The following is a 25,590-nucleotide window of genomic DNA, read 5'->3' as shown; positions in this document are numbered from 1 at the left end:
GCGGTCGGCATCCGTCATGTCCGGTCTCCGCTCAACGCGCGCGGAGGCTCGCTCACGGTGTCTCGCTGCCCGCCCCGCCGGAAGGTGACGTCGCGTTTCGCTTCTTCCGCACGGAAGGGGCCTGCGCCCGAGCCGCCTCGGAGTCTCGGGCACCGCGAGTGCGGTGCTCCTGGGAGGCCTCGGTGTCGTCGCTCGACTCACGCTTCCGGCCACGAGGAGTGCCACCCGTGTCCTCTCCGGAACCGGATGGGGCGCCCGGGGATGCGCCTGTGCCTCGCCGGCCGCGTGGAGCCGAGGTGCCTGTGTCGCCCGAACCCGCGCTGTCATTCGCCGTCAGGTTCGTTCCGCCCTCACGCCTCCGTCCACGTCCCGTCGAGCCGCGAGGCCCTTCGGAAGAAGCCGCTCCATCGCTCGGGCTTGAAGCCGCTTCCTCGGAACCCATCGAAACAGAGGCCGTGTCCTCAGTGGAGCCCGAGTGGGTGGTCGCACCATGCCGAGCGTCCTGTGTCGAAGCGACGGGAGGCGCATCTGCCCCCGCGTCGGCCACACCCAGATGGACACCCGGCGTCGACGCAGCGCGGGTGGTGGCCGCGCCGGTTTCGGCCGTACCCGAAGGACGTCGGGGTCCGCGACCCGCCTTCACGCGGGGCTCCTCCGCCGTTGCATGCGCGCCTGTCGCGATAGGGGCCGTCATGACGGCGGCCGTGGCGCGCCCGTTCACGTGTTCCTCGGAGCCCCCATCGGTATTCTCGGTTGTATCTGCCACGTCGTTGTCAACAGTGGCGGAGTCCGCATCGTACGAGGTGGCGAGGTCCGCGGAGTCTCCCTCCATCGCCTCGGTGGGCTCATCGAGAGCCGGCTGCTCCACCCCGGATGTCTCGAGCGGAGCTGCGGGCGGCGCGTCACCCTCCTCGAGAGGAGAGTCGAGCGCGGCGACCTCGGCGAGCTCAGCCTCGGTGGGCTCCATGGAGTCCGAGGGCTCGAGGTCGAGCGCGCCGAGTCCCTCGTCGGACGGAGCGAGACCGCGTCCCGCGCGGCGCTTGGGCTTGAGTCCGAGCGCCGCGGCCTCATGGACGCTGGGCACGGGAACGAGCGCGGCCTCGGAGAGAAGACGCGCCTGGCGCAGCGCCACTTCCAGCTTGCGGCCGAGGTTGACCAGTTCCTCGCGCAGCACCGCCTCCTGTTCCGGGGACAGCGGCGCGGGCTCATGACTGGAGCGCCAGGCGGCGTGCGCCGTGGCCACCTGCTCCATCACGGGCCGGACGAGCGCGAAGTCGTCGCGAGCGAAGATGCGCGTGACGTAGGCGCTGCGGGTGCGACGGTCGTAGGAGGTCGCGTACTCGAAGATGGTGTCCCGGGGGGCGCGGCGGAGCTGCGCGAACTTGAGGTGGGGGAAGAGCGCCTCGATGACGGGGGCGCGGCTGCTCGCGGTGAAGGTGATGCCCGCGTGCAGCTTCTCCAGCGCATCGACCCACAGGCCTTGCTGGTGGAAGGCGAACTCCTCGCGGGCCTCATCGAGCTCGGGCAGGTCCTTCACCCGGTCGACGACCCCAGCGGCGGGAGCGCGGGTGGTGCGCACCAGCTCCAGGGCGGTGGCCAGCCAGCTCTTCTCGGCATCGAGGCCGGGGCGGCCAGCGAGCATCTCCCCCGCGGTGGCGAGCCGTGCCTCGAAGGCCTCGGCGAAGCGGATGAGCTCATAGGACTCGAGCGTGGATGACATGCGGCGGGCTCCTCGGAAGGGCGGCGGGAGATACCACAGCCCGGGCTCGGCTCCGAGCGCGGGCGGGGGCCTCAGCTTCGGCCGAGCAGGGTCGGAAGGGCGTCGCGGTGCGAGAAGTCGGCGAAGGCCGCGTGAGCGCCGGCCTTCAACAGGGCCTCGGCGGTGAAGGTCCCGGTCCCCACGCCGATGCACTCGGCGCCGATGCCCAGGGCCGCGTCGACGTCCTTGGGGGTGTCGCCGATGATGACCACCCGGCACTCGTCGCGAGGCACCCCGAGCAGCGCCGCGCCCGCCTCCGCGCCCCGGCGGATGAGCTCCACGCGGTCCTCGTGGTCGCAGCCGAAGCCACCGAAGGCGAACTGGTCATGGATGCCGACGCGCTCCAGCTTCACGCGAGCGCCCTCGCGCACGTTGCCGGTCCCCAGTCCCACCGCGAAGCCCTCGAGGCCACGCGCCGCCTGCACGGCCTCTCGCATGCCGGGGTAGACGAGGTAGCGCTGCGCATCGACCTTCCGCACCTCGTCCGCCAGGTGCGTGAGGTAGGCGGCGATGCCCGCGTCGATGGCCGCTTCGGTGTCCTCGACGCCGATGACGCGCAGGGCCTTCCGGACGATGCCCCGGTCGGTCATGCCGGACATGGGGAACGAGTCGCACGCATCGCGGCGGCCGTGGAGCTGCTCGAAGGCACGGTCCATGGCGCGGCGGCCCGCGCCGCCAGTGGTGATGAGGGTGCCGTCGATATCGAACAGGAGGACCGTGGGACGCATGGACCCCATCTAACGGAAGGCTCGGGCCGAGGCGAGCGCCGAGTCACGGCTCCGCGAGGCTGAGGCCGCGCTGGAGCGCCTCTCGCACGAGGGGACGCTCCTCCAAGGGGAGTCGCTCCTCGAGTGCCTGTCGGACCTGCTGTCCGCCGAGCCGTCCGAGCGCCAGGGCGACGGCCTCCCGCACGGGCTCCTGCTGGTCCGTGAGGCGGGCGGAGAGCGAAGGAATGGCGTCGATTCCCAGGCAGCGCGCCAGGGCTCCCGCGGCGCTCGCGCGAACGTCCGCGGGAGCGCGTGCGTCCTCCAGCACCTCCTGGATGGAGTGCGCGCTCTGCGTCGGGTCCACCAATGCCAGCGAGGCCACGGCCCGGGCCCGTCGCGTCGAGGGCGCGGAGCCATCCATCACCAGCGAGCTGAGGACAGGCACGGCCTGAGGCCCGAGCCGTCGGAGTTGCTCGTCGCGCGGTGTGCCCTGGGAGGCATCGAGCAGGGACTCCACCTGCGCGCGCAGGTCGCGAGGAGGAGTGGCCGTGGGAGGAGGCTCGCCAGCGCCCCGGGAGTAGGCCAGCGCGGAGCCAGCGGAGGTGGCCAGCAGTCCGGCGCCGAGCACGAGGGCGCGCCATCGTCGTCCCCGCGTGGCGCGAGGAGCGAAGGTGGAGGGGGGCGGCGAGGTCGGGGTCGACATGGGGCGCCTCGGCGAGGGGAGGGGGGAGGTCCAGGGTTATACGCCTTTTGCCCGCCCGGACTCGAACCCCGGTAAGGTGCTTCGTCGATGGCTGGACGGGTCTTCTTCTTTCTGCAGCACGCCACGTATGAGCCGGCGTTCCAGGCCGCCTCCATGGGCATCACCGCGGTGGCCATGGGGGACGAGGTCTACTTCGTCCTCGCCTTCGATGCCCTCCGTGCCTGGGTGGACGGAACCTTCGGTCACCCCGACGGCGAGCGCGAGCGGGAGGAGCACGCGCGAGGTGAGAGGCTGGGCGTGCTGGCCCCCGCGAAGATGCTGGAGGAGGCGAGGGCGCTGGGGGCGAGGTTGATCGCCTGCGACACCACGGTGCGCCTGTGTGGCTACCCGCCGGAGGCACTGAGTGGCGCCCTGGACGAGGTGATGGGGCTCGCCTCCCTCTGGCGCCTCACGCAGGGCGCCCGCACGCTGTCGCTCTAGCCACTCCACCCCGAGGCGCGCCAGGCAGGCGACAATGTCGTCTGCTCCGCTCCGGGTGTGCGCCTGTCGACGAGGCGCGTCGGCTCCTGCTGTAACCTCGCAGTCTCATCCGAACCCTCGGACCCCTCCTCTTGAGGCTGTAGCCTCCAGGGGGAGTCACGCGTTACTCTTGCGCCCAAGCCGTCCCCCTGAAGAGCCCGGCCGCGCGGAGCTCCGCGTCCCCCCATAGAAGCAGAAGGAATTCATCACCTATGCGCGCCAAGTTGAACCTCCTGAGCCTGAGCGCCCTTGCTCTGGGCGCCCTCGCAGGCGTCGTCACGGGCTGTCAGTCCTACGACTTCGAGCCGGTGGAGCCGCTCGCCATCGCGCAGACGACGGTCGAGGAGACCATCTCGGCCCTGTCGAGCAAGCCCAACATCATGCTGTTGGTGGACGTCTCCGGCTCCATGACGCTGCCGGTGAATCCGAGCGAGCCCACCTGCATGGTGCGCAACAACCAGGGCAACCTGGTGGTGTGCGGCCAGTCGCTGGCGTGCCCCACGGACACGTGCCCCACGCGCTGGACGGATCTCCAGGCCGCCGTCCCCCAGTTCCTCGCGACCAGCGGTCCGTTCGTGCGCTTCGGCCTGACGACCTACCCGGAGGCCACGGGCAACTCGGGCGTCGAGGCGTGCACCAAGGCCTCGGCGACGTCCGTGCGCAAGGACCTTCCCGCAGTCGAGGACGACGGCTCGCTGCTCGAGCACGCCAACTCCATCAACGCCATCCTCCAGGGCATCCCCAACTTCGGCACGGGGCAGCCCATCGGCGGCACGCCCACCAGTGGCAGCCTCCGGTTCGTCGGAAGCCTGGAGGCGTTGAAGGACCCGGACCGCAAGAACTTCGTCATCCTGCTGACGGATGGTCTGCCCAACTGCAATGAGGCCAATGAGTACTCCGGTGCGGAGAACCCGGCCCAGTGCAAGTGCACCATCTCCGCCACCGGTTGCTCCACGGCGGGCACCGCCTTCGAGCGGCGCGGCTGCCTGGACACGAACGCCTCCGTGACGGCGGTTCAGGAGTTGAAGGCCGCAGGCGTGACGACCATCGTCATCGGCTTCGGCGCGGAGACCGCGACGGGCGAGGGCACCGCGGTGCTGCAGGCCATGGCCGCGGCGGGTGGCTTCGCCCGCTCCTGCGCGGATGACCCGACGGCGTGCGGCGCCAATGACACCTGCATCGCGGCGACAGGCCTGTGCAGCCGGACCTTCTACCAGGCGGGCAACCAAGAGGAGCTCGCGGCGGCGCTCGAGCGCATCAGCAAGGAAGTCATCAACCCCGAGCCGTGCCTGATCCCCCTGAAGGGCCCGCAGCTGCCGTCCAACCCCCAGCTCATCGTCGTGTACGTCGAGGAAGAGCGGCTCCAGGCGGGTGATGGGACGTGGAGCCTCACGGACGAAGGTGTGCTCTTCAACGGCGCCACGTGCGACCGCATCAAGAACTCGCGCCCGGAAGATCCCATCAAGATCGAGATCCGCGCCATCCGTCAGCGCTGAGCAGGCGGCCGGGGGCGGCTTTACCCCGGGGGTGGTGGGGATTATAGGTCCCGTCCGCCTCCGGCCCGGTTGCCGCCCCTGCCCATGAAAGTCACCCTTCTCTCGCGCTCCGCTTCCATTCCGTCCACCCGACGTCTTGTCGAGGCGGGGCGCGCGAGGGGGCATCAGCTCCGCGTTCTCAACCCTCTCCGGGTGCAGATGCACCTGGATGGAGGGGGAAGCGCCACCCTCTATTACGACCGCAAGAAGCTGGCGCCCACCGACGTGGTGCTGCCGCGCATCGCCCAGTCCATCAACACCTATGGCCTGGCGGTGGTGAACCAGTTCGCGCTCCACGGCGTGCCGCTGGTGAACCACGCGCAGGCCATCGCGCAGTCGCGCAGCAAGATGCGCTCGCTGCAGCTGTTGTCCGCGCACGGCATCGACATCCCCGCCACGGTGATGGCGCGCGACGCCGCCCAGCTCAAGGAGATGGTGGGCCTGGTGGGCGGTGTCCCCGTCCTGGTGAAGCTGCTGCAGGGGCAGGAGAAGCACGGGGTGATGGTGTGCGAGAGCCTCCAGTCCCTGGAGGCCGCGCTCGAGGCGGTGCTGGGCCTGGGGCACAACCTGGTGATGCAGGAGTACGTGAAGAGCACCAGCCAGGATGTGCGCGTGCTGGTGGTGGGCGGCAGGGCGATCGCGGCCGTCCGCAGGCGTCCTCGCCCGGGCCGGCTCGCCCACACGCTCATCAAGGGCGCGCGTCTGGAGGAGATGGACCTGTCCCCGGGGCAGCGGGCCACGGCGGAGAAGGCCACCCGGCTGGTGGGCCTGGAGGTCGCGGCCGTGGACCTCCTGGACGTCCAGGGCCAGTCCAAGGTCTTCGAGGTGAACAGCTCTCCCGCGCTGCCGGAGATGGAGGCGGTGACGGGCATGGACCTGGCCACCCCCATCATCATCCGGGCCGAGGAGCTGGTCGCGGGCGCGGAGCCTGTGTCGATGCCGGACCTGCTCCCACCGAGCCCGCTCGCGAGTGCCCTCGTCCCATCACCGCGCAAGAAGCGCGCGAGCCGTGCGCCGCGGAGCGGCTCGGAGGGCGCGTGAACAGAATCCCGGCACCTCACGTCGAGGCGTGATACGCAACCCCCGCATCCAGGAGACCCAGCCATGTCGCACATCCGAAGCGTCACCTCCGTCGCCGCCCTGCTGGTGGCCTGCGTCTGGGCGGCCCCGGCGTCCGCGAACGAGGTGGACCCCGCCAGCCTCTATGACGTGTCCACCGACGGCTCCTCCTCCCAGGTGAAGGCGGGAGAGAAGGGCGTGTTCGTGGTCTCGGTGAAGACGAAGTCCGGCGCGCATGTCTCCGAGGAGGCCCCGCTGAAGCTGGACGTGAAGGGCACCCAGCTCACCGTGGCCAAGGAGAAGCTGGGCCGCGAGGACTCGGTCTCCAAGAAGGCCGCGGGTCAGGAGTTCGCCGACCCCCGCTTCGAGGTCCCCTTCACCGCGGTCGCCGCGGGCAAGGGCTCGGTGGACGCCAAGCTCGTCTTCTTCATCTGCACGGAGAAGATCTGCGCGCGTCAGCAGAAGACCCTCTCCGTCCCTGTCGAGGTCCTCTAGTCCCCATGCGTGAGCGTTCCTCCCGAGGTGGTCGAGGCGAGCGCGAGGGGGGAGATTCCTCCGCGCGGCACGTCTATGGGGTGAATCCGGTCCTCGAGGCCCTGCGGGCCCGGCCGGATGAGGTCGAGCGGTTGTTCATCGTGGAGGGACAGCTCGCGGCCAAGGCCGCGGGGGAGCTGCTCAGCCGCGCCCGGGACGCGGGCGTCCGCGTCGAGAAGGTGTCGCGCGAGCGGCTGGCCGTGATGGCCGACGGCGGCGTGCACCAGGGCGTGGTGCTGGAGCTCCGGGGCTTCAAGTACGCGGAACTCGAGGACCTCCTCGACGCGGCCCAGGCCAGCAAGCGGCCCGCGCTCGTGGTCGTGCTCGACGGCATCCAGGATCCGCACAACCTGGGGGCCATCATCCGGTCGGCCCATGCGCTCGGGGCCCATGGGGTGGTCATCGCCAAGGACCGGGCCGTCCAGGTGACGGGGACGGTGGCCAAGGCGTCCGCCGGAGCGGTGGAGCACTGCCTCATCGCCCGGGTGGTGAACATCTCGCGCGCCCTGGAGCAACTGAAGGAGGCAGGGCTCTGGGTGGCCGCGGCCGACGTGGACGCGACCGAGCCCATGTGGAGCGCCCGGCTGGACGGCCCCCTGGCCCTCGTCGTGGGCGCCGAGGGGGGAGGGGTGAGGGAGGGTGTGCTCAAGCACTGCGACCACCGCCTGCGGATTCCCATGGCGGGTCAGGTCGGTTCACTCAATGCGTCCGTTTCGGCCGGCATTCTGCTATACGAGGTCGCCCGCCAGCGGGGGAGCAGCTCCTCCCGTTAGTCGGTCTGAACCCGGGATCAATCTCCTTGACTTGGGTGATGGGGACTTCTAAAAGGGCGCGCCTCGCACATCGGAGTCGGGTGGTTGACGGCTTCGGTGCAGGTAGGGTAGGGCAGGAGCCGATGAGTGCCGGTGTAGCTCAGTCGGTAGAGCAACTGATTTGTAATCAGTAGGTCGCGGGTTCAAGTCCCGCCGCCGGCCAAGCAGGACGGGGCCGCGGATGAGGGCCCGGGACGAGCAGTGCGGGGGGCAGTTGAAGTCGGTGGTTCAAAATTCTGGAGGGATACCCAAGCGGCCAAAGGGAGCAGACTGTAAATCTGCCGGCTCTACGCCTTCGATGGTTCGAATCCATCTCCCTCCACTCGGCATTGCGGGAATAGCTCAGTTGGTAGAGCGTCAGCCTTCCAAGCTGAATGTCGTGGGTTCGAATCCCATTTCCCGCTCCAAACGTTGTAGTTCATAGCATCGCCAAGCCCTGATAGCTCAGTTGGCAGAGCGCATCCTTGGTAAGGATGAGGTCACCAGTTCAATCCTGGTTCAGGGCTCCATTTTTTAGAGGAGTGTCATGGCCAAGGAGAAGTTCGAGCGTAACAAGCCCCACGTGAACATCGGCACGATCGGACACGTGGACCACGGCAAGACGTCGCTGACGGCGGCCATCACGAAGGTGCTGGCGAAGACGGGCGGCGCCACGTTCCTGGCGTACGACCAGATCGACAAGGCGCCGGAAGAGCGCGAGCGCGGCATCACGATTTCGACGGCGCACGTGGAGTACCAGACGGCGAACCGTCACTACGCGCACGTCGACTGTCCGGGCCACGCCGACTACGTGAAGAACATGATCACGGGCGCGGCGCAGATGGACGGCGCGATTCTGGTGGTGTCGGCGGCGGACGGCCCGATGCCCCAGACGCGTGAGCACATCCTGCTGGCGCGCCAGGTCGGTGTTCCGTACATCGTGGTCTTCCTGAACAAGGTGGACCTGCTGGACGACCCGGAGCTGCGCGAGCTGGTGGAGATGGAGGTGCGTGACCTCCTGAAGAAGTACGAGTTCCCCGGCGACACCATCCCCATCATCCCGGGCTCCGCGGTGAAGGCGCTCGAGGGTGACACGAGCGACATCGGCGAGCCGGCCATCCTGAAGCTGATGGCGGCGGTGGACAGCTACATCCCGACGCCGCAGCGCGCGACGGACAAGCCCTTCCTGATGCCGGTGGAGGACGTGTTCTCCATCGCCGGCCGTGGAACGGTGGCGACGGGCCGCGTGGAGCGTGGCAAGATCAAGGTCGGCGAGGAGGTCGAGGTCGTCGGCCTGCGCCCGACGCAGAAGACCGTGGTCACGGGCGTGGAGATGTTCCGCAAGCTGCTGGACGAGGGCATGGCGGGCGACAACATCGGCGCGCTGGTCCGCGGCCTGAAGCGTGAGGACATGGAGCGTGGGCAGGTGATTGCCAAGCCTGGCAGCATCACGCCGCACACCAAGTTCAAGGCGCAGATCTACGTGCTGTCGAAGGAAGAGGGTGGTCGCCACACCCCGTTCTTCAAGGGCTACCGTCCCCAGTTCTACTTCCGCACGACGGACGTGACGGGAACGGTGAAGCTGCCGGAGAACGTGGAGATGGTGATGCCGGGCGACAACATCGCGATCGAGGTGGAGCTGATCACCCCTGTCGCGATGGAGAAGGAGCTGCGCTTCGCCGTTCGCGAGGGTGGCCGCACGGTGGGCGCTGGCGTCGTGGCGGAAGTCATCGAGTAACCCGCCCGGGGAGCTTTCAAGCTCCCTGGCCCCAAACACCGGATTCCGAGGGGAAGGTGCCTGATGGTAACCTTCCCCTTCCGTGTCTGAAGAGGTAGGCCATGCCGAAGGGCAATCGTTCCATCATTTCGCTCGAGTGCACGGTGTGCAAGGAGCGGAACTATACGACCACGAAGAACAAGCGGAAGAGCCAGGACAAGCTCGAGCTGAGCAAGTTCTGCTCGCGATGCCGCAAGCATACGGACCACAAGGAAGGTAAGGTCTAGGTCGGTAGTTCCTGAGAGATTCTAGGCCAGTAGCTCCAACGGTAGAGCAGCGGTCTCCAAATCCGCGTGTTGGGGGTTCGAATCCCTCCTGGCCTGCCAAGTCTCAGTGGGAGCGGGGCCCCCGGTACCTGGAGGTACCGGGGGTTCCTGTGTTTCCGCAGTTCGTGAAATTTCGCTTTCGCAGTACCTCGTGAGGCACCATGGCGACGGCATCAGAGGCCAGCCAGCAGGCTAACCGCTCGGCGATGGATCCGAAGCGGCTCGTGGTCATCTTCTACCTCCTCGCCGGCATCATCCTGGCGCTGTTCCTGGAGCGCTTGTTCGGAGCGCTGTGGGCCAGCTTCGGATGGCCCGATGCGGTGCTCGTCGAGGGGTTGGACTGGAAGGTGTCCACGCTCGTGGGCTACCTGGCGGCCGTGGGCCTCGCACTGGCCGGCTACTTCCACCCCAAGACGCACACCCTCTCCATGGAGGTCGCGTCCGAGCTGATGAAGGTGTCCTGGCCTACCTGGCCGGAGACCCGGACGTCGACCGTGGCCGTGGTCGTCGCCTCGCTCGTGGCCGCGGTGCTGCTCTTCTGCATCGACACCGTCGCATACAACTTGATGGTGGAGTGGCTGCCGTCCCTGTGGGGGAAGCTGTAATGGCGATGAAATGGTTCGTGGTCCACACCTACTCGAACTTCGAGAACCAGGCGAAGAAGAGCCTGGAGGAGAAGATCCGCCTCGAGGGGCTCCAGGACCAGTTCGGTGAGATCCTCATCCCCATGGAGCAGGTCGTGGAGATGGTGAAGGGCGAGAAGAAGACCTCTCGCCGCAAGTTCTTCCCTGGCTACATCTTCGTGCAGATGGAGCTGAACGACCGGACGCTCCACCTGGTGAAGAACACGCCGAAGATCACCGGCTTCCCGGGGACGGGGCAGAACGAGCAGCCGCGGCCCATCTCGGAGAAGGAGGTCGCGAACCTCACGTCGCAGATCTCCGAGGGCACGCTCAAGCCCAAGCCCAAGGTGCAGTTCGACGACGGCGACACGGTGCGTGTGGTGGACGGCCCGTTCGCCAACTTCAACGGCACGGTGGAAGAGGTCAACGCGGAGAAGGGTCGCGTGAAGGTGCTCGTGAGCATCTTCGGTCGCGCCACCCCCGTGGAGCTGGACTTCATGCAGGTGGAGAAGACCACCGGCTAGTTTTTCGCGGGCGACTCGGATAGAGCGCGCCTCGCGGTACTTCCGCGTCCGTCAGGACGCGGTCCCATGGGTGGGAGAGCCTCCCCGTCTGGAGGCCCGTCTGGACCACCCCCTCGAAAGGCAGTTGTCAGCCGATGAAGAAGGTCACAGGTCAGGTCAAGCTGCAGATTCCCGCCGGCAAGGCGAACCCCGCCCCGCCGATCGGCCCCGCGCTCGGTCAGCAGGGCGTGAACATCATGGAGTTCTGCAAGCAGTTCAACGCGAAGACGCAGGCGGAGGCCAAGGAGGGGCTGATCATCCCGGTGATCATCACCGTCTATCAGGACCGCTCCTTCACGTTCATCCTCAAGACGCCTCCGGCGGCCGTCCTCATCAAGAAGGCGGCGGGCCTGCACACCGAGAAGAAGAAGGGCTCGGGAGCGAAGAAGCCTGGCAAGGAGAAGGTGGGGCAGATCACCCGCGCGCAGCTCGAGGAGATCGCCAAGAAGAAGATTCAGGACACCACCGCCGCGTCGCTCGAGGCCTGCATGAACACCATTGCTGGCACCGCGCGCTCCATGGGCATCGACGTCGTCGGCTAGGCCGCCGCCCCACTCACGGACGAGGATTTCTGTCATGGCTAATGGGAAGAAGTTCCGGGCGGCCGCCGCGCTGGTGGACCGCGAGAAGCGTTACACGGTGGCCGAGGGTTTCGCGCTGCTGAAGAAGACGGTGGATGCGCGCGCGTCGAAGTACGACCAGACGGTCGACGTGGCCATCAACCTGGGTGTGGACCCGAAGCACGCGGACCAGATGGTCCGTGGCGCCGTGGTCCTCCCGAACGGTACGGGCGCCACCGTGCGCGTGGCCGTGTTCGCCAAGGGCGAGCGCGCCACCGAGGCTGGCAACGCGGGCGCGGACATCGTCGGCGCGGAGGACCTCCAGAAGCGCATCGAGGAGGGCTTCCTCGACTTCGACACCGTCATCGCCACCCCGGACATGATGGGTATCGTGGGTCGCCTCGGTAAGGTGCTCGGTCCTCGTGGCCTCATGCCGAACCCGAAGGTCGGCACGGTGACCATGGACGTGGCCAAGGCCATCCGCGACGCCAAGGGCGGTAAGGTCGACTTCCGCGCGGAGAAGGCCGGCATCGTCCACGCGAAGATGGGCAAGTCCTCCTTCTCGGTGGACAAGCTCGAGGGCAACTTCAACGCGCTGCTGGACCTGGTGATGAAGCTCAAGCCGGCCACCGCCAAGGGCGTGTACCTGAAGGGCATCGCCATCTCCACCACGATGGGCCCGGGCATCAAGATCGATACCCAGGAGATTCTGGCCCGCCACCGCTAGGCGGCCAGCAGGCGGGCGGTGCTCACTTCCCCGCAGTGGGGGAGTCAGAGCTGCCGCCTGCCTGACGTCTCAGGTTCGAAAGTTCTGGATCTTTGCCGAAGCCGGGGGTATAGGCCCCCGGCTTTTGCAATTGGAGCGCCACGTCATGAGGCGTGCGCTTCGACCTGGTTCATGACAGCAGGGACCCGGTCAGAGGAGAAGTGCCCCGTTGGGAACCGGACAACCGGTCGGGGCGTGGCTTCCTCTGTCGGGTTCAAACGGCCGCAAGGCCAGCCCTGCCGAGACTGGAGGTGCGGTGTGGTGTCTCTCGGAGGCTCCTCTCGCTCTGCCACTTTGGCCCAGGCATCACGCCCGTCGGAAGACGGGCCAAGAAGGAGGTGAGTCAAAGTGCTGAAGAGCGAGAAGGAGGAGATGATCAAGGAGCTCCACGAGAAGTTCTCGCGGACCAAGTCGGCCATCGTCGCGGAGTTCTCCAAGGTGGATGTGGAGACGGTGACGAAGCTGCGCAAGAAGTTCCGCGAGGGCGGCGTCGAGTACAAGGTCATCAAGAACACGCTGGCGCGCCGTGCCGCGCAGGGCACGGACGTGGCTGTCATCGCTGATGACTTCACGGGTCCGGTGGCTCTGTGCCTGAGCTACGGCGACGTGGTGGCCCCGGCGAAGATCCTGACCGAGTTCACGAAGGACCTCGAGGACAAGATCAAGATCCGCACCGCCGTGGTCGACGGCCGCAAGGTCGACGTCAACGGCGTCAAGCAGCTGGCGAAGCTGCCGGGTCTCAACGAGCTCCGGGCGCAGCTGCTCGGCATGCTCAACCAGCCGGCTGGCAAGCTGGTTCGGACGATTGCCGCCCCGGGTTCCCAGCTCGCGCGGGTCGTTCAGGCCCACGCGGACAAGGCGCAGGGTTAGTTTTCCTGATTCATCCGAGAAGTTTTTCTACACCAACCTTGACGGCCACAGCTCCCACGGGGACGCAGGCCGTTAGTCAAACCCAGAAGGACGAGTTCCATGGCTGACCTGAATGCAATCGTTGAGCAGCTCTCCGGCCTGACCATCATCGAGGCCGCCAACCTGGTGAAGGCCCTCGAGGAGAAGTGGGGCGTCTCCGCCGCCGCCGTTGCCGTTGCCGCCGGCCCCGCCGCCGTGGCCGCCGCCCCGGTCGAGGAGAAGACGGAGTTCACGGTGGTGCTGTCGAACGCCGGCGCCAACAAGATCAACGTCATCAAGGAGATCCGCGCGATCACCGGCCTGGGCCTGAAGGAGGCCAAGGACCTGGTCGAGGGCGCGCCCAAGACGGTCAAGGAGGGCGTCAACAAGGACGACGCCAAGAAGATCAAGGACCAGCTCGTTGCCGCTGGCGCCACCGTCGACATCAAGTAAGTCGTACAGGGGCTGCTTGGTTTCCGGGAATTTCCAAGCAGCCTCCTGACCGGATGAGCAGGCCGGCGCTCCCAGTAGGGGGGCTGCCGGCTTTGCCCATTTGACCGTTGCAAATTTCCCGGCGCCGCCGCGCGTTACTGAAGTTTGCCCCGCCCGAGCAGCCGTCCCCGGAGCCAGAATGCCGACGCAGATCCAGAACAATTTCCGCGTGCGGAAGACCTTCGCGAAGATCGCGAAGATCATCGACATTCCCAATCTTATCAACATCCAGAAGCAGTCCTACGAGAAGTTCCTCCAGGCCGATATCGCCCCGGAGAAGCGTGAGGACATCGGCCTTCAGGGTGTCTTCAACTCGGTTTTCCCGATTCGGGATTTCAACGAGACGTCGTCGCTGGAGTTCGTCAGCTACCACCTGGAGAAGCCGAAGTACGACGTCGATGAGTGCCACCAGCGTGGCATGACCTATTCCGCCCCCATCAAGGTCGTCGTTCGCCTGGTGGTGTGGGACAAGGATGAGGAGACCGGCGCGCAGTCCATCCGCGACGTGAAGGAGCAGGAGGTCTACTTCGGGGAAATCCCGCTGATGACCCAGAACGGCACCTTCATCATCAACGGCACGGAGCGCGTGGTCGTCAGCCAGCTGCACCGCAGCCCGGGCGCGTTCTTCGACCACGACAAGGGCAAGAGCCACTCGTCGGGCAAGCTGCTCTACAACGCCCGCATCATCCCCTACCGCGGTTCGTGGATCGACTTCGAGTTCGACCACAAGGACCTGCTGTACGTGCGCATCGACCGGCGTCGCAAGCTGCCCGCCACGGTGCTCATCCGCGCCCTGGGCGCCGTCAGCGACACCGCGAAGAAGAACCCGCTGGAGTTCAAGGGTTCCACCGAGGAGATCCTCAACTACTACTACGCCACGGAGACCATCTACCTCCAGAGCGCGACGGACTTCGAGAAGAGCGTCGAGCTGGAGCTGCTCCCGGGCCAGCGCGCCACCCGCGACATCAAGACGAAGACGGGTGAGCTGATCGTCAAGAAGAACCGCAAGTTCACCCGCGTCGCCATCAAGAAGCTCGAGGCGGCGAAGATGAAGACGCTCCCCATCGACGCGGACGAGCTCTTCACGAAGGTGTCCGCGTACGACGTGGTGGACGAGAACACCGGCGAGGTCATCCTCGAGTGCAACGAGGAAGTCTCGCAGGAGAAGGTGGACGAGCTCCTCAAGCGCAACATCAAGGAGTTCAAGGTCCTCTTCATCGACAACCTCAACGTGGGTCCCTACCTGCGTGAGACGCTCATGTTGGACAAGCTCGAGACGCCCGAGCAGTCCATCATGGAGATCTACCGTCGTCTGCGTCCTGGCGATCCGCCGACGCCCGAGACGGCCATCAACCTGTTCACGAACCTGTTCTTCAACCCCGAGCGCTACGACCTGTCCAAGGTGGGGCGCCTCAAGCTGAACTTCAAGTTCGGCCTCGAGGAGCCGCTCGACGGGCAGATCCTCACCAAGCGGGACATCCTCGAGGTGATCCGCTACCTGATCGATCTGAAGAACGGCAAGGGCACCATCGACGACATCGACCACCTTGGCAACCGGCGCGTGCGCGCGGTGGGCGAGCTGCTCGAGAACCAGTACCGCATCGGTCTGGTTCGCATGGAGCGGGCGATCAAGGAGCGCATGAGCCTCCAGGAGATCGAGACGCTCATGCCGCACGACCTCATCAACGCCAAGCCCGTCACCGCGGTCATCAAGGAGTTCTTCGGGTCCAGCCAGCTGTCGCAGTTCATGGACCAGACGAACCCCCTGTCCGAGGTCACGCACAAGCGTCGTCTGTCCGCGCTCGGGCCCGGCGGCCTCACGCGTGAGCGCGCGGGCTTCGAGGTCCGCGACGTCCACCCGACGCACTACGGCCGCATCTGCCCCATCGAGACGCCGGAAGGTCCGAACATCGGCCTCATCGCGTCCTTGTCAACCTACGCGCGCGTCAACGAGTTCGGCTTCGTGGAGACGCCGTACCGCAAGGTCGACGCCGGCGTGGTGACGACGGACGTGGCCTTCTACTCGGCGCTCGAGGAGGAGAAGCACACCATCGCGCAGGCGAACGCGGAGACGGACAAGAAGGGCAAGTTCGTCAACGCGCTCGTGTCCAGCCGCCGCGGCGGTGAGTTCGTCCAGGCGCGCGCCGAGGACGTGGACCTGATGGACGTGTCGCCGAACCAGCTGGTGTCGGTGGCCGCGTCGCTCATCCCGTTCCTGGAGAACGACGACGCCAACCGCGCCCTCATGGGCTCGAACATGCAGCGCCAGGCGGTTCCGCTGCTGCGCACCAGCGCTCCGCTGGTGGGCACGGGCATCGAGGCCATCGTCGCGCGCGACTCGGGCGTGACGTGTGTCGCGCGCCGTGACGGCACGGTGGAGAGCGTGGACGCCGGCCGCATCGTGGTGAAGGCGGACGTGCCGGCCTCGCTGAGCGACGTGTCGAGCGAGGTCGACATCTACAACCTGCTCAAGTACCAGCGCTCCAACCAGAACACCTGCCTCAACCAGAAGCCCATCATCAGCAAGGGCGACAAGGTCCGGAAGGGTGACGTCATCGCCGACGGCCCGGCCACCGAGACGGGCGAGCTGGCGCTGGGGCAGAACGTGGTCGTCGCGTTCATGCCGTGGCAGGGCTACAACTTCGAGGACTCCATCCTCATCAGCGAGCGCATCCTCAAGGACGACGTCTTCACGTCGATCCACATCGAGGAGTTCGAGTGCATCGCGCGCGACACCAAGCTGGGCAAGGAGGAGATCACCCGCGACATCCCGAACGTGGGTGAGGAGGCCCTCAAGGACCTCGACGAGTCCGGCATCATCCGCATCGGCGCCGAGGTGAAGCCGGGCGACGTGCTGGTGGGCAAGATCACCCCGAAGGGCGAGACCCAGCTGTCTCCCGAAGAGAAGCTCCTGCGAGCCATCTTCGGCGAGAAGGCCGGCGACGTGCGCGACAGCTCCCTGCGCGTGCCCCCGGGCGTGGTGGGCACCGTCATCAACGCCAAGGTGTTCAGCCGCAAGGGCGTGGAGAAGGACGAGCGCGCCAAGCAGATCGAGTCCATGGAGGAGGCGAAGCTCCTCAAGGACCAGAACGACGAGATCAAGGTCCTCCAGGACAGCGCCATCGGCCGCATCCGCGCGCTGGTCCGCGGCAAGGAGGTCCAGGGCAAGCTCGTGGACGACAAGGGGAAGATCCTCCTGAAGAAGGGGGACATCCTCGACGACGCGCTGCTGGCCACGGTGCCCTACAAGTACTGGGGTGAGATCTCCGTCGGTGACCCGCTCGACTCCCGCGTGCGCGACATCCTGCGCAACCTGGAGGAGACGAAGGAGGCCGTGAAGCTGGCCTTCGGCGAGAAGATCGCCCGCATCAAGAAGGGCGACGAGCTGCCTCCGGGCGTCATCAAGATGGTGAAGGTGTACGTCGCCATCAAGCGCAAGCTGGCCGTGGGCGACAAGATGGCCGGCCGCCACGGAAACAAGGGCGTCGTGTCCCGCATCCTCCCCGAGGAGGACATGCCGTACCTGGAGGACGGCCGTCCGGTGGACATCGTCCTCAACCCGCTCGGCGTTCCCAGCCGCATGAACATCGGGCAGATCCTCGAGACGCACCTGGGCTGGGCCGCCAAGGGCACCGGCGAGGCGCTGCAGCGCTACGTGGAGGACAACTGGGGCGCGGAGGCCATCAAGGAGCGCCTCAAGGTCATCTACGGCGCGGAGACCCCGTTCGCGGCGTTCCTCGACAAGCTGGACGAGGAGGAGATCCGCCAGCTGTGCCGTCGCTCCAAGCGCGGCATCCACGTGGCGACGCCGGTGTTCGACGGCGCCCAGGAGCTGGAGATCCACCAGCTGCTCGACGAGGGCAAGCTGCCCCGCACGGGCCAGATGGTGCTCTTCGACGGCCGCACGGGTGAGCCGTTCGACCAGAACGTCACCGTGGGCGTGATGTACATGCTCAAGCTGCACCACCTGGTGGACGAGAAGATCCACGCGCGTTCCATCGGGCCCTACTCCCTGGTCACCCAGCAGCCGCTGGGCGGCAAGGCGCAGTTCGGCGGTCAGCGTCTGGGCGAGATGGAAGTCTGGGCGATGGAGGCCTACGGCGCGGCGTACACGCTGCAGGAGTTCCTCACCGTCAAGTCGGACGACGTGGTGGGCCGCACGCGCATGTACGAGGCCATCGTCAAGGGCGACAACGTCCTGGAGAGCGGCCTGCCCGAGTCGTTCAACGTGCTCCTCAAGGAGCTCCAGTCGCTCGCGCTGGACGTCGAGCTGCTCGAGAGCGCCCCCCCGGAGCGGCAGCGCAGCTTCGGCGGCGACTTCCTCGGCGGCGGTGACGGCGAGGAGCGCAAGACCGGGACCGAGGCCTGAGTTAGAGCCGGCGCGCCCGCCTGACCGGCCGCCCGCCACCCCGTGAGGGGGTGGGCGCGGCCGGGTCCGGGGCGGGGGCCCGAATCAGCTGGCGTTCCCCACGGGGGACGCCTCACGAGATTTCGGAGGCAACGTGAAGGACATTTTCAACTTCTTCGAGAAGCCGAAGGACCCGTTGTCGTTCAACGCCATTCGCATCGCGCTGGCGTCGCCCGACAAGATCCGCCAGTGGTCGCACGGTGAGGTGAAGAAGCCCGAGACCATCAACTACCGCACGTTCAAGCCGGAGCGTGACGGCCTGTTCTGCGCCCGCATCTTCGGGCCGGTGAAGGACTACGAGTGCAACTGCGGCAAGTACAAGCGCATGAAGCACCGTGGCGTGGTGTGTGAGAAGTGTGGCGTGGAGGTCATCCAGTCGAAGGTCCGCCGCGAGCGCCTGGGTCACATCACCCTGGCCACGCCGGTGGCCCACATCTGGTTCCTCAAGTCGCTGCCCAGCCGCATCGGCAACCTGCTCGACATCACGCTCAAGGAGCTGGAGAAGGTCCTCTACTGCGAGAGCTACATCGTCCTCGACCCCAAGTCGACGCCGCTGCAGGCCGGTGAGCTCATCAGCGAGGAGAAGATGCACCGGCTCTACCAGGAGCACGGTGAGGACTCCTTCACCACGGGCATGGGCGGCGAGGCCGTCCGCGAGATGCTCAAGGGCCTGGACGTGGAGAAGCTGTCCGAGGCGCTGCGCAAGGACATGCGCGAGACCACCAGCGAGGCGAAGCGGAAGAAGTACGCCAAGCGCCTGAAGGTGGCCGAGGCGTTCCGCGTCTCCGGCAACAAGCCCGAGTGGATGATGCTGGACGTGATTCCGGTCATCCCGCCGGACCTGCGCCCGCTCGTTCCCCTCGACGGTGGCCGCTTCGCGACCTCCGACCTGAACGACCTGTACCGCCGCGTCATCAACCGCAACAACCGTCTCAAGCGCCTGCAGGAGCTCAACGCTCCGGACATCATCATCCGCAACGAGAAGCGGATGCTGCAGGAGGCCGTCGACGCGCTGTTCGACAACGGCCGCCGCGGCAAGACGATCACGGGCCCCAACAAGCGCCCGCTCAAGTCGCTGTCCGACATGCTCAAGGGCAAGCAGGGCCGGTTCCGCCAGAACCTGCTCGGCAAGCGCGTGGACTACTCGGGCCGCTCCGTCATCGTCGTCGGTCCCGAGCTGCGCCTGCACCAGTGCGGCCTGCCGAAGATCATGGCGCTCGAGCTGTTCAAGCCGTTCATCTACAACAAGCTCGAAGAGAAGGGCTACGTCACCACCATCAAGTCGGCCAAGAAGATGGTGGAGAAGGAGCGTCCCGAGGTCTGGGACATCCTCGAGGACGTCATCCGCGAGCACCCGGTGCTCCTCAACCGCGCGCCCACGCTGCACCGCCTGGGCATGCAGGCCTTCGAGCCCGTGCTCATCGAGGGCAAGGCCATCCAGCTGCACCCGCTCGTCTGCGCGGCGTTCAACGCCGACTTCGACGGTGACCAGATGGCCGTGCACGTGCCGCTCTCCATCGAGGCTCAGATGGAGGCCCGCGTGCTGATGATGTCGACGAACAACATCCTCAGCCCCGCGAACGGCAAGCCCATCATCGTCCCGACGCAGGACATGGTGCTCGGCATCTACTACATGACCCGAGCCCGCGAGTTCGCCAACGGCGAGGGCCGCGTGTTCAGCTCGCCCGACGAGGTCCGCGCCGCGTACGACCACGGCGAGGTGCACCTGCAGGCGAAGGTGGTCTGCCGCATCGACGGCAAGCGCAAGGAGACCACCGTCGGCCGTGTCCTGCTGTGGGAGGTGGTTCCCCGCCGCGTGGGCTTCGACGCCATCAACAAGGTGCTCGACAAGAAGTCGCTCGGCGGCCTCATCGACCTCTGCTACCGCCTGACGGGTGAGAAGGAGACGGTGCTGCTCGCGGACCGCATCCGCAGCCTCGGCTACTTCAACGCCACGCGCGCCGGTATCTCCATCGCGCTGAAGGACATGATCATCCCCGCGAAGAAGCAGGAGTTCCTGGACTACGCGGGCAAGGAGGTGTCGGAGATCGAGAACCAGTACCTCGAGGGTCTCATCACCGACGGCGAGCGCTACAACAAGGTCATCGATATCTGGGCCGAGGTGACGGAGAAGGTCGCCCAGGAGATGATGCAGCAGATCTCCCAGGAGGAGGCCTCGCGGGAGAAGGACGGCAAGCGGGAGTCGCGCAAGCAGCCGTCGTTCAACCCCATCTACATCATGGCCGACTCGGGCGCGCGTGGTAGCGCCCAGCAGATCCGTCAGCTCGCCGGTATGCGCGGACTGATGGCGAAGCCGTCCGGCGAAATCATCGAGACGCCCATCACCGCGAACTTCCGCGAGGGTCTCTCGGTGCTCCAGTACTTCATCTCCACGCACGGCGCCCGCAAGGGTCTGGCGGACACGGCGCTCAAGACGGCCAACTCCGGTTACCTCACCCGCCGTCTCGTTGACGTGGCGCAGGACGCCATCATCAACGAGTACGACTGCGGCACCATGGACGGTCTGTTCATCGGGGCCCTGGTCGAGGGTGGTGAGATCATCGAGCCGCTCGGCGAGCGCATCCTGGGCCGCGTGGCCCTGGACGACATCCTCGACCCCGTCACGGGCGAGGTGCTGGTGCGCGCCAACGAGGAGATCGACGAGGACCGCGTCCGCCGCATCGAGAACAGCGGCCTGGACAAGGTGAAGATCCGCTCGGTGCTCACGTGCCAGGCCAAGCGCGGCATCTGCGTGGAGTGCTACGGCCGTGACCTGGCGCGTGGCCGCAAGGTGTCCGTGGGCGAGGCCGTGGGTGTCATCGCGGCGCAGTCCATCGGTGAGCCGGGTACGCAGCTGACGATGCGCACGTTCCACATCGGTGGCGCGGCGACGCGGCGCGCGGAGCAGTCCAGCCTGGAGAACCGGTACGCCGGTAGCGTGAAGTTCGCGGGCCTCATCACGGTGCAGAAGACGGACGGCACGCTCGTGGCGATGAACCGCAACGGCGAGCTGGTCGTCGTCGACGACTCCGGCCGCGAGCGCGAGCGCTACCAGGTCATCTACGGCGCCCGCATCCTGGTGAAGGAAGGCCAGCGCATCGAGGCGAGCACGCTGCTGGCGGAGTGGGATCCGTTCGCCATCCCGCTGCTCACCGAGGTGGGCGGTACCGTGCGCTACGAGGACATCATCGAGGGCGTGACGATGTCCGAGACCCTGGACGAAGTGACGGGTCTGTCGCGCAAGACGGTCATCGAGTCGAAGGACCCGGAGGCGCGTCCGCGCGTCTCCATCCGCGACGCCCAGGGCAACACGAAGGACCTGCCCTCGTCCCGCAACCCGGCGAGCTACTTCCTGCCGCAGGGCTCCATCATCACCGTCAACGACGGCGATGAGATCCACCCGGGCGAGGTCATCGCCAAGGTGCCGCGCGAGACGACCAAGACGAAGGACATCACGGGCGGTCTGCCCCGCGTGGCCGAGCTGTTCGAGGCGCGCAAGCCGAAGGATGCCGCGGCCATCGCGGAGATCGACGGCGTGGTGTCGTTCGGCAAGGACACCAAGGGCAAGCGCAAGCTCATCATCACCCCCGAGGTGAACGGCGAGCAGCGCACGGACCTGGCCAAGGAGTATTTGATCTCCAAGGGCAAGAACATCAGCGTCCACTCCGGCGACCGCGTGAAGGCCGGCGAGGCGATGATGGACGGCGCGGCCAACCCGCACGACATCCTCAAGGTCCTGGGCGAGAAGGAGCTCGCGCGCTACCTAGTGGACGAAGTGCAGGAGGTCTACCGCCTCCAGGGCGTGAAGATTAACGACAAGCACATCGAGACCATCGTCCGGCAGATGCTGCGCCGGGTGCGCGTCACGGATGTGGGCGACACCAACTTCCTGGTCGACGAGCAGGTGGAGAAGTGGGTGTTCGAGGAGGAGAACGAGAAGATCATGGCCGAGGGCAAGCGCCCGGCCGTGGGTGAGCCGCTGCTGCTCGGCATCACCAAGGCCTCGCTCTCCACCGAGTCGTTCATCTCGGCGTCCTCCTTCCAGGAGACCACCAAGGTGCTCACCGAGGCCGCCATCAACGGCAAGGTGGACTACCTGCGCGGCCTCAAGGAGAACGTCATCATGGGTCGGCTCATCCCCGCCGGTACGGGTCTGCCGAACTACAAGCACCTCGACATCGAGGTGGAGAGCCCGACCGACGAGGTCAACGAGATGGAGGCCGCGCTGGCCGGTGCCCACGGCGATGGTGGGCCCCTGTCCGCTCCGGCTCCCCGTCCGGAAGGCACCCAGACGACGGGCGCCGCCTAGCGCTCGCCAGGCCGCCCCTCGGGCGAGCCTGGGTGCAGTCCTCCCGCCGCTCCGGTCTTCGTGCCGGGGCGGCGGTTTCATTTTCAGACCCAGTTAGTCGGGCTTTCCGGGACGTCGTCCTTGACGGTCATGGCGCGCCGCGTTATGTTTTGCGCGGAGAGTTTTTGACTCACTGGGTTACTGCCCGGCGATGCCGGGTGAAAAGGGGAGGACGACACATGGCCACGACGAAGCAGGCGGAGACGAAGCACGAGGAGACGACCCCCGCGGTGGACGCGAGCGCCGAGGCGGCGAAGAGCGGTTTCTCCAACGTGGAGGTCTTTCTCAAGGCCCAGCTCGCGCAGGCGCAGAAGCGCATCGAGGAGCTGGAGGGTGAGGCGGGCAAGGTGGTGAAGGCGCTGGACGCCCGCCGCCAGGAGGCCACGAAGGAGGCCCAGGCCCTGTGGACCAAGTTCCAGGCCGGTGAGCTGCTGACGGACCCGCGCGTGAAGGAGCTGGGCAAGAAGGTGGACGCGGCCGGCGCCGAGCTGAAGAAGCGCCTGGACGGGCTGCAGACCAAGGTGGTGGGCGCGGTGGGCGTGGCCAGCCAGTCCCAGCTGCAGGAGCTCAACAAGGAGCTGTCCAAGCTGTCGCGCAAGGTGGACTCGCTCTTGAAGCCCATCCGACGCTCGGGTGCCTCGAAGGGCACGGACTCCTCTCCCCGCGCCTGAACAGCGATGCGTGGTTGACGCATGGTGCCCCCTTCCCACTCCACGAGTGGACATGAGGCAGGGGAGGGGGCTCGTTCTCGTTTCCTTCACCCCGGGGGTGTGATTACGTGGCAGGTCCGTTCGACTGTTCCAGGCCCACGGGTCTGGTACACCCCCTCCCGGAGAGACCCATTGGACAACAAGCCCGAGGCCCCCCGAGAGAAGAACCCTGTCGCGGAAACTTTTGAGCGCATCTGGAGTCAGGCGCTCCTCGCGGTCAGCACGGCCGAAGAGGAGGCCTCCCGCGCGGTGCAGAAGGTGGCGTCCGTGGCCGGCTGGAGCCAGGACGAGGTGAAGCGCCAGGCCCAGGCCTTCTCGGACCGCCTGGCCGGCCACCGTAGGGATCTGGAGCACAACGTGGAGGACCGGGTTCGCACGGCCCTCACCAGGATGAAGCTGCCCCGTCGCGAGGAGCTCCAGGCGTTCGGCTCCCGGTTGGAGCGCGTGGCCGAGCGCATCCAGGCCCTGGAGCAACGCAAGTGACTTCTCCCGCCCCCACGGGCGGGAGGTCGTTCGCGACGCGTTTCTTCGAATCTCTCCACGCTCTGAGCTCAGGCTGTTCCCGACTCCCCCTGCTGGCGGGGGTGGCGCTCGTCGTGTCCGCGCGGCTGGTGCCGCTGCTGGAGGAGCGCTCGGTCCAGCCTGTCCTGTCCGAGCGCGTGGTCGCCGAGAGCCCCTCTCCGGAGGCGTCCCTCATCGACCTCGTGCTCGCGCGGCGCGCTCCGGGCCTGGGCCTCACCCTGCGCCGGCAGCTCGGCAACGCCATCGCCGAGGAGGCCCGGACGGCGGGGTATGATCCGCTCCTGGTGCTGGCCCTCATCGACGTGGAGTCGGACTTCGCCGAGGAGGCGGTGTCCGAGAAGGGCGCGCGGGGGCTGATGCAGATCAAGCCCAGCACGCTCCACTTCCTGGCGGAGAAGGAGGGCCTTCGCCTCTCCCGGGAAGAGGTGACGGCCGACACGGCGCTGTGCGTGCGGCTGGGCATCCGCTACCTGCGCTCGCTGCAGGACCGCTTCGGCGGCGACCTGGAGCTGGCGCTGATGGCCTACAACGCCGGCCCCACCCGCATCCGCAATGCCATCAAGCAGGGCGAACTGGACCGCTTCCGGCGCTACCCCCGGGCCGTCCGGCGCGACTTCCGCCGCTTCCGCGAGGGCCATGGCCTGGGCGGAGACTGGGCGCTCGCCCAGCGCGAGGCGGACGCCGTCCCCACGCCTTGATACACCCCGTGTGAATCTCGCCGCGCCATGGCCGCTCCAAGCGGAGGCATGTGCGCCTTGTCCCGGTCCCCAGGGTGCGCTAAGCGTTGCAAGTGCCCGGGACTGTTGAAGATTCCGAGGAGTGAACCCATGCATCGTCCCTTTTCGCGCGCGGCGCTCGTCGCCACCCTGGTGGCGCTGGCCCCGCTGAGCACCCTGGCGGGTTCCGTCTATCTCAACGGCGTGTTGATCGACGGCGTCACCAACCAGAAGTTCGAGAAGGCCACCGTCCGCATCGACGAGTCCGGCAACGTCCACATCGAGGCGGCGGGCTACCGCGTCTCGACGGTGACGACGCCCGCTCCGGCGGCTCCCGCCCAGGCCGCGGTCCCCACGCCGAGCGTCGCGCAGGCCGTGCCCGCGGGTGGCGCCGCCACGGCGGCTCCGGCGGCGCAGGCGGTACCCACGGCGGGGATGGCCTCGGCCCAGCCGGCGGTGGCCACGGCCACCCAGCCGACGCGCATCACCCAGCGCTACTGGCTGGTGACGGAGCAGACGGTGCCCGGGATGACGGAGTACGACATCGACGTGTACGTGAACTCCCGGTGGCTGCGGAAGCTGCGCGGCAACGAGGACCAGGTGGTCGCGGACATCACCCAGCACCTCAAGCCCGGGGCGAACCAGGTGATGCTGATGGCCCGGAAGATTTCCACCGGTTCCAAGCGCAGCGATTCGCCCAAGCACCTGTTCCGGGTCATCATTGGCGAGGGCAACGAGGGCGGTGGCAACGTGATGATCGACAACCCGCTCATCCGCTTCCAGACGTCGGCGGCGGAGTCGAAGGACCTCACGCAGGAGTTCACCCTCACCACGCGCTGAGGGGCGAGACTCTCGGAGACACGACGTGTTCAACCTGGATGAGCGCTACCGCGGCCTTCCCGCGACGCGCGAGCAGATCCTCGCGCTGCACACCTCGCTCAACACGCCGCACGTGGCCATCCCCGGCAAGCAGGCCGGGCCGGCGCAGGCGTTCGTCGTGGGGCTGCGCGGAGGGCAGGGCGCGGCCGTCTTCGTGTACCTCTACCTGGCGGAGGCCGAGGATTGCGCGGTGTACCTGTCCGGCCGCCGCAACACGACGGCGGACGAGTACCGCGAGGACGAGTCGGACGCGCTCGCCTTCGTCGAGTCGCTCGGCTTCATGATGGATGACGCCAACTGGCGCGGTCAGCCCCCGGAGCAGCAGGACGAGTGGCTCAAGACGCTGCCGGTCTTCTTCAAGGACCCCACGCTGGTGCCCGCGGTGAAGGCTCGCGCCGAAGAGAAGAAGAACGTCACCACCACCCTGGGCCGCTTCCTCGCGGCCTTCTGAGTCTTGCTCACCCC

23 protein-coding genes and 5 tRNA genes are annotated in these 25,590 nt (G+C 67.2%); 25 read left to right on the top strand and 3 right to left on the bottom strand.

Annotation, left to right across the window (positions count from 1 at the left end; translation table 11 throughout):
- Window positions 1–52: 52 nt before the first annotated feature.
- The 3 genes from OWM54_RS02355 to OWM54_RS02345 all read right to left on the bottom strand — a co-directional run bounded on the left by OWM54_RS02355 (window position 53) and on the right by OWM54_RS02345 (window position 3,169).
- A complete protein-coding gene (locus tag OWM54_RS02355) occupies window positions 53–1,720 on the bottom strand; it encodes a hypothetical protein (protein WP_267696511.1) in 1,668 nt (555 codons plus the stop codon).
- A gap of 71 nt (window positions 1,721–1,791) precedes the next feature.
- Window positions 1,792–2,496 carry an HAD family hydrolase gene (locus OWM54_RS02350; protein WP_267696510.1) on the bottom strand — a complete coding sequence of 235 codons (705 nt, stop codon included), beginning with the start codon at window positions 2,494–2,496 and terminating at the stop codon, window positions 1,792–1,794.
- A gap of 34 nt (window positions 2,497–2,530) precedes the next feature.
- Window positions 2,531–3,169: a HEAT repeat domain-containing protein gene (locus tag OWM54_RS02345; protein ID WP_223751721.1), complete on the bottom strand. Its 639-nt coding sequence runs from the start codon at window positions 3,167–3,169 to the stop codon at window positions 2,531–2,533.
- 87 nt (window positions 3,170–3,256) lie between these two features.
- Here OWM54_RS02345 and OWM54_RS02340 point away from each other — a divergent pair, with 87 nt between their 5' ends.
- The 25 genes from OWM54_RS02340 (at window position 3,257) to OWM54_RS02220 (ending at window position 25,576) form a co-directional block, all read left to right on the top strand.
- A complete protein-coding gene (locus OWM54_RS02340; protein ID WP_223784642.1) occupies window positions 3,257–3,649 on the top strand; it encodes a hypothetical protein in 393 nt (130 codons plus the stop codon).
- A 251-nt stretch (window positions 3,650–3,900) separates the two neighbouring features.
- On the top strand, window positions 3,901–5,184 hold the full coding sequence (gene cglB / locus OWM54_RS02335; RefSeq protein ID WP_223751719.1) for an adventurous gliding motility lipoprotein CglB: 1,284 nt from the start codon (window positions 3,901–3,903) through the stop codon (window positions 5,182–5,184).
- A gap of 84 nt (window positions 5,185–5,268) precedes the next feature.
- On the top strand, window positions 5,269–6,264 hold the full coding sequence (locus OWM54_RS02330) for an ATP-grasp domain-containing protein (protein WP_223751718.1): 996 nt from the start codon (window positions 5,269–5,271) through the stop codon (window positions 6,262–6,264).
- Window positions 6,265–6,327: 63 nt separating this feature from the next.
- Entirely contained in the window at window positions 6,328–6,777 is a 450-nt protein-coding gene (locus OWM54_RS02325) for a hypothetical protein (protein WP_267696509.1), read from the top strand.
- 5 nt (window positions 6,778–6,782) lie between these two features.
- A complete protein-coding gene (rlmB, locus tag OWM54_RS02320) occupies window positions 6,783–7,589 on the top strand; it encodes a 23S rRNA (guanosine(2251)-2'-O)-methyltransferase RlmB (RefSeq protein ID WP_223751716.1) in 807 nt (268 codons plus the stop codon).
- Between the two features lie 128 nt (window positions 7,590–7,717).
- A tRNA-Thr gene (locus OWM54_RS02315) sits at window positions 7,718–7,790 on the top strand.
- Between the two features lie 76 nt (window positions 7,791–7,866).
- A tRNA-Tyr gene (locus OWM54_RS02310) sits at window positions 7,867–7,950 on the top strand.
- 9 nt (window positions 7,951–7,959) lie between these two features.
- Window positions 7,960–8,035: transfer RNA gene (locus OWM54_RS02305), tRNA-Gly, on the top strand.
- Between the two features lie 26 nt (window positions 8,036–8,061).
- Window positions 8,062–8,137 (top strand) — tRNA-Thr (locus OWM54_RS02300).
- A 17-nt stretch (window positions 8,138–8,154) separates the two neighbouring features.
- On the top strand, window positions 8,155–9,345 hold the full coding sequence (tuf, locus tag OWM54_RS02295) for an elongation factor Tu (RefSeq protein ID WP_267696508.1): 1,191 nt from the start codon (window positions 8,155–8,157) through the stop codon (window positions 9,343–9,345).
- Between the two features lie 101 nt (window positions 9,346–9,446).
- Window positions 9,447–9,611, top strand: coding sequence for a 50S ribosomal protein L33 (rpmG, locus tag OWM54_RS02290; RefSeq protein WP_015349099.1), 165 nt, complete (start codon window positions 9,447–9,449; stop codon window positions 9,609–9,611).
- 23 nt (window positions 9,612–9,634) lie between these two features.
- A tRNA-Trp gene (locus OWM54_RS02285) sits at window positions 9,635–9,710 on the top strand.
- Window positions 9,711–9,811: 101 nt separating this feature from the next.
- Window positions 9,812–10,255: a preprotein translocase subunit SecE gene (gene secE, locus OWM54_RS02280; protein WP_223751553.1), complete on the top strand. Its 444-nt coding sequence runs from the start codon at window positions 9,812–9,814 to the stop codon at window positions 10,253–10,255.
- Entirely contained in the window at window positions 10,255–10,797 is a 543-nt protein-coding gene (gene nusG, locus OWM54_RS02275; protein ID WP_046713309.1) for a transcription termination/antitermination protein NusG, read from the top strand. The genes secE and nusG overlap by 1 nt, the downstream gene beginning before the upstream one ends.
- Window positions 10,798–10,931: 134 nt before the next feature.
- Complete coding sequence (gene rplK / locus OWM54_RS02270; RefSeq protein ID WP_015349101.1) at window positions 10,932–11,378, top strand: 50S ribosomal protein L11; 447 nt, start codon at window positions 10,932–10,934, stop codon at window positions 11,376–11,378.
- Window positions 11,379–11,412: 34 nt separating this feature from the next.
- Entirely contained in the window at window positions 11,413–12,123 is a 711-nt protein-coding gene (gene rplA / locus OWM54_RS02265) for a 50S ribosomal protein L1 (RefSeq protein ID WP_267696507.1), read from the top strand.
- Between the two features lie 387 nt (window positions 12,124–12,510).
- Window positions 12,511–13,032 carry a 50S ribosomal protein L10 gene (gene rplJ, locus OWM54_RS02260; RefSeq protein WP_141326200.1) on the top strand — a complete coding sequence of 174 codons (522 nt, stop codon included), beginning with the start codon at window positions 12,511–12,513 and terminating at the stop codon, window positions 13,030–13,032.
- A gap of 99 nt (window positions 13,033–13,131) precedes the next feature.
- Window positions 13,132–13,503: a 50S ribosomal protein L7/L12 gene (rplL, locus tag OWM54_RS02255; RefSeq protein ID WP_046713313.1), complete on the top strand. Its 372-nt coding sequence runs from the start codon at window positions 13,132–13,134 to the stop codon at window positions 13,501–13,503.
- A 178-nt stretch (window positions 13,504–13,681) separates the two neighbouring features.
- Window positions 13,682–17,911 (top strand): DNA-directed RNA polymerase subunit beta, encoded by a 4,230-nt coding sequence (rpoB, locus tag OWM54_RS02250; protein WP_223751555.1) that lies wholly within the window; start codon window positions 13,682–13,684, stop codon window positions 17,909–17,911.
- 133 nt (window positions 17,912–18,044) lie between these two features.
- Entirely contained in the window at window positions 18,045–22,259 is a 4,215-nt protein-coding gene (gene rpoC / locus OWM54_RS02245) for a DNA-directed RNA polymerase subunit beta' (protein WP_141326203.1), read from the top strand.
- A gap of 218 nt (window positions 22,260–22,477) precedes the next feature.
- Window positions 22,478–22,969, top strand: coding sequence for a hypothetical protein (locus OWM54_RS02240; RefSeq protein WP_223751556.1), 492 nt, complete (start codon window positions 22,478–22,480; stop codon window positions 22,967–22,969).
- Between the two features lie 171 nt (window positions 22,970–23,140).
- Window positions 23,141–23,491 carry a phasin family protein gene (locus OWM54_RS02235; protein ID WP_141326205.1) on the top strand — a complete coding sequence of 117 codons (351 nt, stop codon included), beginning with the start codon at window positions 23,141–23,143 and terminating at the stop codon, window positions 23,489–23,491.
- A complete protein-coding gene (locus OWM54_RS02230; RefSeq protein ID WP_141326206.1) occupies window positions 23,488–24,228 on the top strand; it encodes a lytic transglycosylase domain-containing protein in 741 nt (246 codons plus the stop codon). The genes OWM54_RS02235 and OWM54_RS02230 overlap by 4 nt, the downstream gene beginning before the upstream one ends.
- 129 nt (window positions 24,229–24,357) lie before the next feature.
- Complete coding sequence (locus OWM54_RS02225; protein WP_267696506.1) at window positions 24,358–25,086, top strand: hypothetical protein; 729 nt, start codon at window positions 24,358–24,360, stop codon at window positions 25,084–25,086.
- A gap of 25 nt (window positions 25,087–25,111) precedes the next feature.
- Window positions 25,112–25,576, top strand: a complete 465-nt coding sequence (locus OWM54_RS02220; RefSeq protein ID WP_046713319.1) for a hypothetical protein — start codon at window positions 25,112–25,114, stop codon at window positions 25,574–25,576.
- Window positions 25,577–25,590: the final 14 nt, after the last annotated feature.

Source organism: Myxococcus sp. MISCRS1, assembly GCF_026626605.1.
GTDB lineage: Bacteria > Myxococcota > Myxococcia > Myxococcales > Myxococcaceae > Myxococcus > Myxococcus fulvus.
This window is presented reverse-complemented; position numbering and strand designations above follow the sequence as displayed.